The sequence below is a fragment of the Staphylococcus sp. GDY8P120P genome (assembly GCF_017892065.1).
GTDB lineage: Bacteria > Bacillota > Bacilli > Staphylococcales > Staphylococcaceae > Staphylococcus > Staphylococcus nepalensis.
On sequence record NZ_JAESKI010000008.1, the window covers coordinates 298,289 to 310,508 of the forward strand.

General features: G+C 33.1%; 11 protein-coding genes. 6 read left to right on the plus strand and 5 right to left on the minus strand.

Annotated elements, in window-relative coordinates; translation table 11 throughout:
• Positions 1-85: 85 nt before the first annotated feature.
• The 4 genes from KA900_RS07570 to ezrA form a co-directional block, all read right to left on the minus strand.
• On the minus strand, positions 86-862 hold the full coding sequence (locus tag KA900_RS07570; protein ID WP_096809181.1) for a sulfite exporter TauE/SafE family protein: 777 nt from the start codon (positions 860-862) through the stop codon (positions 86-88).
• Between the two features lie 75 nt (positions 863-937).
• A complete protein-coding gene (gene thiI, locus KA900_RS07575; RefSeq protein WP_096809179.1) occupies positions 938-2,161 on the minus strand; it encodes a tRNA uracil 4-sulfurtransferase ThiI in 1,224 nt (407 codons plus the stop codon).
• Positions 2,158-3,294 carry a cysteine desulfurase family protein gene (locus KA900_RS07580; protein WP_096809178.1) on the minus strand — a complete coding sequence of 379 codons (1,137 nt, stop codon included), beginning with the start codon at positions 3,292-3,294 and terminating at the stop codon, positions 2,158-2,160. The genes thiI and KA900_RS07580 overlap by 4 nt, the downstream gene beginning before the upstream one ends.
• Positions 3,295-3,630: 336 nt before the next feature.
• Positions 3,631-5,322, minus strand: a complete 1,692-nt coding sequence (ezrA, locus tag KA900_RS07585; protein WP_107644229.1) for a septation ring formation regulator EzrA — start codon at positions 5,320-5,322, stop codon at positions 3,631-3,633.
• 224 nt (positions 5,323-5,546) lie between these two features.
• Between ezrA and KA900_RS07590 the strand changes: the two genes are divergently transcribed.
• From KA900_RS07590 to KA900_RS07600, 3 genes are all read left to right on the plus strand, one after another.
• Complete coding sequence (locus tag KA900_RS07590; RefSeq protein WP_103373484.1) at positions 5,547-6,011, plus strand: GAF domain-containing protein; 465 nt, start codon at positions 5,547-5,549, stop codon at positions 6,009-6,011.
• A gap of 239 nt (positions 6,012-6,250) precedes the next feature.
• Positions 6,251-6,853 (plus strand): 30S ribosomal protein S4, encoded by a 603-nt coding sequence (gene rpsD / locus KA900_RS07595; RefSeq protein ID WP_096809170.1) that lies wholly within the window; start codon positions 6,251-6,253, stop codon positions 6,851-6,853.
• Between the two features lie 361 nt (positions 6,854-7,214).
• On the plus strand, positions 7,215-7,736 hold the full coding sequence (locus tag KA900_RS07600; protein ID WP_096809168.1) for a GNAT family N-acetyltransferase: 522 nt from the start codon (positions 7,215-7,217) through the stop codon (positions 7,734-7,736).
• A 195-nt stretch (positions 7,737-7,931) separates the two neighbouring features.
• Here the strand turns inward: KA900_RS07600 and KA900_RS07605 are convergent, their stop codons facing one another.
• The gene (locus tag KA900_RS07605; protein ID WP_115342109.1) at positions 7,932-8,675 is read right to left on the minus strand and encodes a glycerophosphodiester phosphodiesterase; all 744 of its coding nucleotides are present in this window, start codon (positions 8,673-8,675) and stop codon (positions 7,932-7,934) included.
• A gap of 78 nt (positions 8,676-8,753) precedes the next feature.
• Here KA900_RS07605 and KA900_RS07610 point away from each other — a divergent pair, with 78 nt between their 5' ends.
• From KA900_RS07610 to serA, 3 genes are all read left to right on the plus strand, one after another.
• Entirely contained in the window at positions 8,754-9,194 is a 441-nt protein-coding gene (locus tag KA900_RS07610; RefSeq protein ID WP_115342108.1) for an SACOL1771 family peroxiredoxin, read from the plus strand.
• A 164-nt stretch (positions 9,195-9,358) separates the two neighbouring features.
• Positions 9,359-10,519, plus strand: a complete 1,161-nt coding sequence (locus KA900_RS07615; protein ID WP_103373219.1) for a pyridoxal-phosphate-dependent aminotransferase family protein — start codon at positions 9,359-9,361, stop codon at positions 10,517-10,519.
• Complete coding sequence (serA, locus tag KA900_RS07620) at positions 10,512-12,152, plus strand: phosphoglycerate dehydrogenase (protein ID WP_103373218.1); 1,641 nt, start codon at positions 10,512-10,514, stop codon at positions 12,150-12,152. Before KA900_RS07615 ends, serA begins: the two co-directional genes overlap by 8 nt.
• Positions 12,153-12,220 lie beyond the last annotated feature (68 nt).

Consider the following 12,220-nt stretch of genomic DNA (forward strand, 5'->3'; position numbering starts at 1 on the left):
TATTTTAGTTTTCTTGCCTGCTTCATTATTTTTATAAATATGCTATTAAAATAATATATTGTTATAATTTAAATTATACTTTCACCTAATGTATTACTTGTATAATATAGTCATAAGCATTTTTTAAAATTAATATTGCTGTAACGATAATAAACAAACCTTTGACATAGCTTACACCTTTTTTAATTGCAAAAGCTGCACCAACATAAGAGCCACAAATCATACTTATAGCCATAATCAACCCATAAAAATAGTCAACCTGACCTAGTATCATGAATAATAATAAAGCACCTAAATTGGATGCAAAATTTAATACTTTAGCATTACCTGCAGCCCCTAAAAAATCAAAGCCAAACATTAATAGAATAAAGAGCATAAATGACCCTGTTCCGCCACCTAAAAATCCATCATAAAAACCTATTAATGACATAAGCATGGTAAATATGACTGCTTTTCCAAACGTTAATTTAGTGTACGTACGGACACTGCCCCAATCTTTTTTGGCAAGTGTATAAATCATGACTATTGTTAATATTATAATTACGAGTGGTTTCAACAATTCAGCCGGTAAAAACGTAGCCACGCTTGCACCACACACAGATAAAATAAATACAAACGGAAATAGTTTTCCTACAATCTTTAGATCAACATTACCTGATCTCAAAAAGCGATAAGCGCTTGTTAAAGAACCAAAAGAACTTGCTAGCTTATTTGTCCCTAATGCCATTGAAGGGGGCATGCCCACTGCTAATAACGCTGGTATAGAAATTAGTCCACCGCCACCTACAACAGCATCAATAAAAGCTGCTAAAAAACCTAGAAGTATAATTATAAGGACAATTGAAATATCCCAATCTAACATGTTTCCATCCCCTGTCTATATTATCTAATTTATAAGCATTCATTATGATATCTAATAGATAAATGTAAGGCTATATTAGAATAAATTATCTGCTAGTGCTTGTGTTTCAGAATCTTTGTCACTTTGATAATCTGGTGTGATTGTTAAAGTTTCAATTTGTTCAAACGCTTCTTGCACTAAAGGTTCAAAATCATAGACGCTTTCAAATTTTTCTACTTTTTCAATATCTGGTTCTGTTACAGGGTTTTTGGGTGTGAAAATTGTGCAACAATCTTCAAATGGCTGAATAGAAACATCAAACGTACCAATATCTTTAGATTTTTTGACAATATCTTCTTTGTCTAGAGTTAATAGCGGACGTAATACTGGCGTTGATGTCACACGATTAATTGCGTACATACTTTTTAATGTTTGGCTCGCAACCTGTCCTAAATTTTCGCCATTTACAATGGCATGTGCGCCAATCTCATGCACAAGTTTATCTGCAACACGCATCATCATACGTCGCGTTGAAGTCATCGTATATCGTTCATGGACTTCTTTATTAATTTGTTTTTGTAAGTTAGTAAATGGCACAATGTGTAATTTGATAGGGCCAACGTGTGTCGACATAATTCGTGTTAATTCAATCACTTTATCTTTCGCTTTTTCACTTGTGAATGGTGGGCTATGAAAGTGAATTGCTTCGACAGTGACCCCTCTTCTCATAACCTCAATACCTGCTACCGGAGAATCAATGCCACCCGATAACATCAATAACGTCTTGCCGCCTGTACCAACTGGTAGACCGCCTGAACCAGAAATCACTTTATCATAAACATAAATCGCATCTAAACGTACTTCTACTTTAATTGTATGATCAGGGTGATGTACATCCACCGTTAAATGGTCTGTCGCATTTAACACTGCACCACCAATATCCTTTTGCAATTGATACGTATCATATGAAAAGTTTTTATCTGAACGTTTGACGTCAATTTTAAACGTATCGTCACTTTCGTAATCTCGAGCAAATTTCACAGCAATATCACGTACCGCTTCCACTGTTTTCTCAATTTTCAACACAGGGCTTATAGAATATATACCGAATACTTTTTCCAGTCTACGACACATTTCATCTATATCTGCCCCTTCGTATAATTCAATGTACATTCTATCTCTATTCGCTTTAACTTTATAACCTTGCAACGGCATTAAAGCACGTTTAACATTTGCACGCAATTTATTAACAAACATCTTTCGGTTAGCGCCTTTTAATGTTAGTTCGCCATATCTCACTAATATGTGATCATAAATCATCTTAACAACTCCCTTACTTCTTCATATACATTTTTAAATTTTTCTTTGAAAGTTTGAATATCATCAGAGGTCGTATTAGCACCCATGGATATTCGAATACTACCTTCGATTTGTTTTTTGGGTATCTTCATTGCTAAAAGTACTTCGTTTAAAGACGCTTTTTTAGATGAGCAAGCGCTTGTAGTAGAAAGCATAATATCATTTTTAGAAAATGCATTAACTAAAACTTCACCTTTCACACCAGGAAGGCCAATATTCAAAATGTGCGGCGATGCACCGAGAGGAGAATTGACTTGCACACCATGGTAACCTTTCAGAAATTGAATGATTTCGAGATTAAATGCACTTAATTTATTATACAATTCATTCGTTTCATTTACAGCTATTTTCAAGGCTTTTACTATGGATATGTCTACAGGTAAATTCACTGTCCCACTTCTGACGCCATACTCTTGTCCGCCACCGTGAATAATCGGTTCAAGCTGATGTAAGTTACGCACAAATAAAACACCTTGGCCTTTTAATCCATGAAATTTATGCCCACTTAAACTTAACGTATCTGCCGCTTCAAAATTTAAGGGGACTTTTCCTATTGCTTGCACTGCATCTACATGTAAATGTGCTTTAGGATATTGATGTACAATTTGAGCCACTTCTTCTAATGGTTGAACTTGCCCCATTATATTATTTACATGCATACAAGTGACAAGCGCTACGTTATCTGACATTAATGAGTTTAAATGCTCTAAATCAAGTTGTCCTTCCTTCGTCACGTTTACATATTCTATATTAAATCCTTCATTTTCTAATGAACGTACAACTTCTAACACTGAAGGGTGTTCTAAAACAGAAGTAATAATGACATTAGCAAAATCTTTTTTCTTATAAGCAATACCTTTAATTGCTATATTATTTGATTCGGTTGCCCCGCTCGTAAACACAATATCAAAACTATTTTTTAAATGAAATAGCTCTTTAATTTGTGCTTTCGTTTTTTGTAATAATTGCTCTGCTTGTAAGCCAGCTTTATGCGGACTATTAGGATTAAAGTATAGCGATTCATTCACAGTAATAAATGTATCTAATACGTCTTGATGCGGCTTAGTCGTCGCAGCATTATCAAGATAAATCAATTTGTTCACTCCAGTTCTGTATAGTTGATTGTTTATTGTTTTGTTGAGTTCTTAGCAATTATCGAAATATGGATAAATACTTATCCTTTTTAACATATTTTTAGCGTTTTCCTTTTAGCATTATACTCGCTTTTAATAAAAAGAAAAGGGAGCGGAACAGAAATCTATTGTTTAAAAAGATTTCATTGTCCCGCCCCCACATTTATGACGTGGTTTGTCAAAGCATGCTATGCGTCTATTTTCAAAACCAGCCGTCTACTGCCTATATCATATTTAAGGCTGCGACATCGATAAATGTCCCAGCCCTTGTACATTTTCAATCACTAAAAATTGGTCTTAGTTGATTACTTGCGATTCAATATGTTTTGTAACGCCAGGTTCTACACTTTCAAGCGCTTGTTCAGAAATTTCAATTGACCGTTTGTAGCGATTATTTTTAAATAATCTTTCAGCTTCATTGAGACTCTTATCAATATTTGAACTTTCTTTACGATAACGGTTACCGTACTCGATTAATTTTTCTGCGTAAACTGCATTTACAAGTACATCTGTAGCCTCATCTTCGAATTTATTCATCTGTAAAACAACTTTGGATACTTTATCTTTTAATTGTTTAACATGAATCGGTCTTACACTGAATTTTTTATTAACTTCTCGGACTTCGTAATCAATTTCATTTTTCATAATAATAAATCGTTCTGGCACACTTGGCAAATTAGAAGCTAATAATTTTCTATAAACTTCTTCTTTTTTACTTTGTATACGCAAGATATTTTCTTCTGCTTCTGCTTCATCTTCGCGCAGTTGAATTAAATGATTCTGTAATTTTTCTTGTTTTTCATTTATAACATCAACATGCTCTTCAATATATTTCAAATTATCTTGAACTTCACTATACCTTACAGCTGATTTGGCCATCTCTCGTAAAATTTCATCATAAACAGAAATCATACTTTGAATTTCATTTTCAAACTGTCGTACATTTTGAACATCGCTTTCATTAATGTAATAATTTTCTCGAACATATTCAATTTCAGTTTGTAATGTGTAATTCATTTCTTTTGCTCTAAATAAATTATCAGTGATAACTTCTTTAGTTTCTTCTACTTCATTTTTAGCCTTAACTTCATGCTCTATGAGTTCATACATTTCATCAAGTCGATCATTAATACTATTTAATTTATCGTTTGCTTCGTCTAATTCTAATCGACTAATCATCGGTTCCACAAAACTTAATTCTGTTTTAAGCGTTTGAAGTGAACTATCGATTTTGACATGATCTAAATCATAGCCTTCCACTTTAAGATCTCTACAGCCATATTTTAAATCTTGGAATTGGCCTGGTAATTCTTTTTGCGCTTCTCTAATTAATTCAGGAATCTCATCCATATCTTTTTTCAAATAATTCATATCTTCATTTAATGTTTTGATATGCTCATGCGCTTGATTGTAATTACCTTCTGCTTTCAATGATTCATATGTTTCCATTTCTTGAACAAATGATTCAATTTCTTGTTCTAATGGTTCTGCTGCTTCACCAAATTGGTGTCTATTGGCTAATACATCACGTTTCATTTCACGGTAGTCTACCTTGCACGCTTCGTATAAATGATCACTATCTTTATGTAACTCTAAAACATTTTCCACATACGAATTAAGTTCGTTATAGTTTTCTTCATATTTATCCATCAATTCATGTGCTTCATCAATTTCAGTCTGTGCTTGTGAAAATTTAAATTTATCCAATAAGCCTTCTGCTTGATGAATTTTTTCTTCTACTGGTAATAAATATTGATTTTTACTATCTAATGAATTTTGTTTTAAATTATTATAAGTAGATTTCATTTCGCCAGTTAAAGTTAACTCAGATAATTGAGATAGACTTTCATCATAGGGTAATTGCTCTACTTTTGATTTACGCGTTTCAGCCTTTTCTATCATCTGGCTTTTGTTTGAACGCATATAGAATAATACACCGACAAGAATCAGTATAATGACAATAATTGCTAAAATGACATACAATACCATATGTTTTCTCCTCCTATTTTATCACTATTCATTATAACGTAAGTTACCTACCCATTAAAAGAGAAAATGAGCTAATCGCCTTAATTATTTAAAATAAGTATTAAATCACTCTCTATTAATAATATGTATAATGTTATCTTCAATAAAGCCTTTTCAATTTAATTGATTGATTACTATTAAAACAGTCTTTATAATAAATGAAAAGTAAAAAGTGAGGTTTTTTTATGTTAGAAGTCAAAGTAACAAATTATGACTTATTACAAAAACAAGTGTTTAGTTTAATTGAAGACGAATCAAATACCATTGCTATTTTAAGTAATGTATCTGCGCTACTAAATGATTCATTAGATCAAATTAATTGGGTAGGGTTTTATTTGATGGAAGAGAATGAATTAATCCTAGGTCCGTTCCAAGGGCATCCAGCTTGTGTACATATCCCTGTTGGTAAGGGCGTGTGTGGTACAGCTGTTGCTGAAAATGAAACGCAACTAGTCGAAGATGTTAATGCCTTTCCAGGTCATATCGCTTGTGATGCAAATAGTAAATCTGAAATTGTAGTTCCTATTCATAAGAATAACAAAGTAATTGGTGTTTTAGATATTGATGCGCCAATTACAAATCGCTTTGGAAACGACGACCAAATAGGTTTAGAAAAAGTTGTAGCGATTATCGAGCAACAACTAACTTAATTTCTACTTATTTTCAACTCAAGAGTTGACAGAACGATATATCATGATACAATACTCTTTGTGTGAATAAACGAAATTAGCAGTTGTATATTAATTGGCTCTATATTGTTCCCGATGCGGGCGTGCCGTGTAACCGTAGCTATGAGGCGAGGACACATAAAACAATATATCCAGTTAAGCATACAACACTCTTTTTTGTTTTTTCATAACAACAAAAAAGATAAAGGAGGAGTCTTATTATGGCTCGATTCAGAGGTTCAAATTGGAAAAAATCTCGTCGCTTAGGTATCTCATTAAGTGGTACTGGTAAAGAATTAGAAAAACGCCCATACGCTCCAGGACAACATGGTCCAAACCAACGTAAAAAAATGTCTGAGTATGGTTTACAATTACGTGAGAAACAAAAATTACGTTATTTATATGGTGTAACTGAAAGACAATTCCATAACACATTCGAAATCGCTGGTAACCAACAAGGTGTACATGGTGAAAACTTCATGCAATTACTTGCTTCTCGTTTAGATGCAGTTGTATATTCATTAGGTTTGGCTCGTACGCGTCGTCAAGCTCGTCAAATCGTTAACCACGGTCACATCGAAGTAGACGGTAAACGTGTTGATATTCCATCATACACACTTAAGCCAGGACAAGAGGTTTCAGTTCGTGAAAAATCTGCTAAATTAGATATCATTGCTGAATCTGTTGAAATCAACAACTTTGTACCTGAGTACTTAGAATTTGATGCAGACAACTTAAAAGGTAAATTCATCCGTATTCCTGAACGTAGTGAATTACCAGCAGAAATTAATGAACAACTTATCGTTGAGTACTATTCAAGATAATTGTCTTCAATAAAAAACACCAACCAAAATGGTTGGTGTTTTTTATTGATATCAGTATTGAAAACCATCTTATATCTTTTAATGTATAGATGGTTAGAACAATGCGGTCAAAATCTAAATATAAAATGGTTTACTTTTCCAACATCTTCTGCCTTTTCGATATGGACTTCGAATCGTTTTCACTTATCTTCTCCCACCTACTTTTAAGTGATTTGAGTTTAATTTGGCATTGTGATTTTTGTATTTTCGTAAATTAAACCCTGGTTGAATAGATTTCAATCTTATTTATAAATTATGCTCTATTTTACTTTTTACTTTTTCCTTTATCATATATAGTATATATGATAAAGGAGTGTTATGAGTGAAAATTAGAGCTTTAGAAGAAACAGATTTAGACTTTGTACATCGTTTAAATAATGAATATGCTAATATGTCCTATTGGTTTGAGGAGCCATACCAATCTTTAAGTGAACTACAATCACTTTATAAAAAACATATTTTAGATGAATCTGAGAGAAGATTTATTATAGAAGAAGAATCAGAACGCATTGGTGTAGTTGAGTTAGTTGAAATTGATTTTATACATAGTAACTGTGAGATTCAAATTATCGTTGATGGCCAATATAGTGGTAAAGGATACGCTTCAAAAGCATTTAAAATGGCTATAGATTATGCTTTTCTAGTATTAAACTTGCATAAAATTTATTTGTTCGTAGACGTCACTAATGAAAAAGCAGTTCATATTTATCAAAAGCAAAATTTTAAAATCGAAGGGACTTTGCAAGAACATTTCTATACACGAGGACAATATAATGATTGTCATGTGATGGGTTTATTGAAAAAGAATTGGATTAGTTATGGTGGACATGAACCACTACAATAATCTTTTTACCTTAATACATTGGTCGTGAAATTTCAAAGTACAACATTTAAAAAGACTGGTTTCTAGTATATGAAATAGAAATCAGTCTTTTATTTATATTTATGTAAATGTACGATTAAAAAATTTTAATTATATCTGCACCAAAATGCTTCATTTTTCTAAAAAATTCGTAACCAACACTTAACGTTTATAGTATTAATGAAATAATAAATTTGGATTATTTGAGATTAAACCATCTACACCTAGACGCTCTAATTTCCTAGCAAGATTTCCATCATTTACCGTATATGGCATTACTTTCAAACCGTTTTGGTGTGCTTGTTTCATAAAAGTTTTAGTCACTAATGAATAGTGAGGGTTAACAAAATCAGCATAAGCTGATATTTTTTTAAATTTAGGCATGTGATACCAATATCGCTTTCTACTTATTAACACACCCAATCGACACCCAAAGCCCTTTTTATACAATACTTCGATAAAGTTTTGATCAAATGATTGTATAATGACTTTATCTTTATTTATGTTATATTGCTCTAATTTATTAAACAAATCATTTTCAATACCTGGATAATTTTTAGGCTGTTTCACTTCAATTAATAGTGTTTGAGGCAATGATTGAATTAACTGCAACACTTCTTCAAATGTCGGTATCAATTGTCTTTCAAACAGGCTATTTTTACTTATTCCAAAATCATATTGTCTTAAAGCGTCCAATGTAGCTGCTTTTATTTTTTCACTGCCATTGGACGTTCTATCAATGGAATCATCATGTATAACAACTAGACAGCCATCTGCTGTTCTATGTAAATCTATTTCTAACATATCGATATTACTTTGTAATGCTGCTTGAAATGCAATCAATGTATTTTCTGGATATTCTGAAGACAATCCTCGGTGTGCAACTAACAAAAGGTTTTGTCGTTCCTCTTTTAATTGCATTAAAATCCTCTCCCCTTTCATTATACGGTAGAATCGTCTAAACTTAAGTTATCATATAATCAACGGAGGTCAATAGCAATGGTTCAACATCAATTTAAAGTTAACACACAATGGTCTGATGGCCGTGAATCTGTAGGAAATCTTATAGGAGATGTCTTAGATGAACAAATATCAATACCAGCAGGTTTAGGAGGTAATGGAACTGGAACTAATCCCGATGAATTACTCGTTTCTGCCGCCTCTTCATGTTATATCATTTCATTAGCAGCAGTACTGGAACGTTCAGGCTTTGATCATATTGAGATACAACAATCTTCAATTGGCTTAGCCATATTTGAAAATGCTAAATTTAAAATGGACTCAATTACACACTATCCAGAAATAACGGTTGACAAAAATCAAAAAGATTTATTAAAAAAGAAACTCCCTAAATTACTAAAAATTGCAGACAACAACTGTATGATATCCAATTCAATTAGAGGCAACGTTGATGTGAAAATAGAGCCCATAATAAAATAATTTTGAATTCATTTTATGTATGACGGAATATGATTACAATAACAATGTATACCCTTACATTTATTTAAAAATGTGTTTATTTTTAATAAATATTAATTTTTGTACTTTTATATTTTCTGAAAATTTGCTAAACTTGACAATCATAAGCAATGGGGGAATTACATATGAACTATTATAATCCTTTATTATTAACACCAGGACCTACACCAGTGCCAGATCAAATATTATACGCAACGCAATTACCTATGGTAGGACACCGTTCTAGCGATTTTGAAGCAATTGCTGAACAGGCATTTAAAGCACTCAAACCTGTCTTTGGTTCTGAAAATGAAGTCATGATACTTACTTCTAGCGGCACAAGTGTGCTTGAAGCGAGTATGTTAAATATTGCAAACCCAGAAGAAGATATTGTTATTATTGTTTCAGGTGCTTTTGGCAACAGATTTAAGCAAATAGCAGAAGCATATTACGATAATGTACATATATTTGAAGTTGAATGGGGACAAGCAGTAAACATACCGGACTTTATAGACTTCTTAAAATCATTAAAAAGAGATATAACAGCAGTTTTTAGCCAATATTGTGAAACTTCAACGGCAGTCTTACACCCTGTTCAGGAATTGGGTACAGCACTAAGAAACTTTGATCAGGATATCTACTTCGTAGTCGATGGTGTCAGTTGTATTGGTGCTGTAGATGTAGATTTAAATCGTGACAATATTGATGTGCTTGTTTCAGGAAGTCAAAAAGCAATTATGCTTCCGCCTGGGTTAGGTTTTGTAGCTTATAACGACCGTGCTAAAGCTCGTTTTAGTCAAGTTACAACACCTAGATTTTATTTAGATTTAAATAAGTATTTAAAATCATTAACAGAGAACTCTACGCCTTTCACACCTAATGTATCTTTATTTAGAGGTGTAAATGCTTATGCTAACCTCATAAATGAAGAAGGGTTGGATCAAGTTATCGCTAGACATTACGCGATACGTGATGCGTTGAGACAAGCATTAAATGCGCTAGATCTAGAATTATTAGTTCAAGACGCTTATGCTTCACCTACTGTTACGGCTTTTGTACCAAAATCCAAAGATGAATTAGACTATATTAAAAATGAATTGAAAAAGCGTTTTGCAATTACGATTGCTGGTGGTCAAGGTCACTTAAAAGGTCAGATTTTACGTATTGGTCATATGGGACAAATATCACCCTTTGATATTTTACAAGTCGTTTCAGCATTAGAAATATTATTAACAGAATTTAGAAATGAATCTTATGTTGGTAAAGCAATTACGCAATATATGGAGGTCGTAAAAGCATATGTATAAAATTTTAGTTTCAGATCCTATTTCACCAGAAGGTTTAAAAAGTTTAACAGAACATAAAGACTTTGAAGTTGATGTCAATACTGAATTAAGCAAAACAGAGTTAGCAGAAACTATTACGAATTACGAAGGACTGATAGTGAGAAGTCAAACACAAGTCACTTCAGATATTATATCAGCGGCACCAAACCTAAAAGTCATTGCACGTGCGGGTGTTGGGGTAGATAATATAGATGTAGATGCTGCTACAAAGCATGGTGTCATCGTTATTAACGCACCTGATGGGAACACCATTTCAGCTACTGAACATTCAATGGCTATGATTTTATCGATGGCACGTAATGTGCCACAAGCACACCAATCGCTTAAAAACGGAAAATGGGATCGTAAAATATATAGAGGAACTGAACTTTATAATAAAACTTTAGGCGTTATTGGAGCCGGAAGAATTGGTATTGGCGTAGCAAAACGAGCGCAAAGTTTCGGTATGAATATCCTTGCTTTTGACCCCTATCTTTCTGAAGACAAAGCCAAAGAACTTAATGTGACACGTGCTACTGTAGAAGAAATTGCTGAGCAAGCAGATTTTGTCACTGTGCATACGCCACTCACACCAAAAACAAAAGGCATTGTTGATAAAGCCTTTTTCGATAAAGCCAAACCAACATTACAAATTATCAATGTGGCACGTGGCGGTATTATTGATGAAGATGCCCTCATTGAAGCGCTGGATGCAAACCAAATTCAAGGCGCTGCAATCGATGTATTTGAAACTGAACCCGCAACCGATTCACCACTGGTAGCACATGATAAAATTATTGTTACACCACATTTAGGCGCTTCAACTGTAGAAGCACAAGAAAAAGTAGCTGTTTCTGTTGCAAATGAAATTGTAGATATCTTTGAACAGGGTAATGTCGTTAATGCGATTAACGCTCCAAAAATGTCTTTCAACGAAATCAATGATGAACTAAAACCATATATTGAATTAAGTAAATTAACTGGTGAAGTAGGCATTCAATTATTAGAGAAAGCGCCACGTGAACTTCAAATTAAGTACAAAGGTGATATTGCAATCGATGATACAAGCTTACTCACTAGAACACTTGTATCTGGCGTTTTACGTCAAGATTTAGCGGAACGTGTTAATTTAATTAATGCTTTAGTATTACTCAATGAACAAGGTGTATCATATAATATAGAGAAAGATACAAAACACCGTGGTTTTAGTAACTATATTGAACTAACATTAATTAATAAAGACACACAAATTAAAATTGGCGCGACAGTATTAAATGGTTATGGTCCTAGAATTGTGCGCATCAACGACTATCCTGTTGATTTCAAACCGGAAAAACACCAACTTGTAATTAACCATAACGATAGACCAGGTATTGTTGGACGTACTGGACAAATATTAGGCGAATATAATATCAATATCGCCTCAATGCATTTAGGCCGTACCAACCAAGGTGGTAATGCACTAATGGTGCTGTCCATTGACCATCCTGTCACTCAAGATGTTATTGAAGCTTTATATGAAATTGAAGGCTTTAACCTTATCAGAAGTGTAGAATTAGATGTGGAATCCAGCATAGAGTTAGATGAAAAAGCGAGCGAGACGTATCATATTTAACAGTTTTAAACTTTAGAAGATAGACGCCTATGCTTCTTAAAGTAAAAGGCACCTTCATTTATAAATTT

Bases quoted from the DNA above. Each gene is read 5' to 3' on its own strand.
- rpsD (WP_096809170.1), top strand. From the start codon at position 6,251: ATGGCTCGATTCAGAGGTTCAAATTGGAAAAAATCTCGTCGCTTAGGT.
- KA900_RS07610 (WP_115342108.1), top strand. From the start codon at position 8,754: ATGGTTCAACATCAATTTAAAGTTAACACACAATGGTCTGATGGCCGT.
- serA (WP_103373218.1), top strand. From the start codon at position 10,512: ATGTATAAAATTTTAGTTTCAGATCCTATTTCACCAGAAGGTTTAAAA.
- KA900_RS07615 (WP_103373219.1), top strand. From the start codon at position 9,359: ATGAACTATTATAATCCTTTATTATTAACACCAGGACCTACACCAGTG.
- ezrA (WP_107644229.1), bottom strand. From the start codon at position 5,322: ATGGTATTGTATGTCATTTTAGCAATTATTGTCATTATACTGATTCTT.
- thiI (WP_096809179.1), bottom strand. From the start codon at position 2,161: ATGATTTATGATCACATATTAGTGAGATATGGCGAACTAACATTAAAA.
- KA900_RS07570 (WP_096809181.1), bottom strand. From the start codon at position 862: ATGTTAGATTGGGATATTTCAATTGTCCTTATAATTATACTTCTAGGT.
- KA900_RS07590 (WP_103373484.1), top strand. From the start codon at position 5,547: ATGTTAGAAGTCAAAGTAACAAATTATGACTTATTACAAAAACAAGTG.
- KA900_RS07605 (WP_115342109.1), bottom strand. From the start codon at position 8,675: ATGCAATTAAAAGAGGAACGACAAAACCTTTTGTTAGTTGCACACCGA.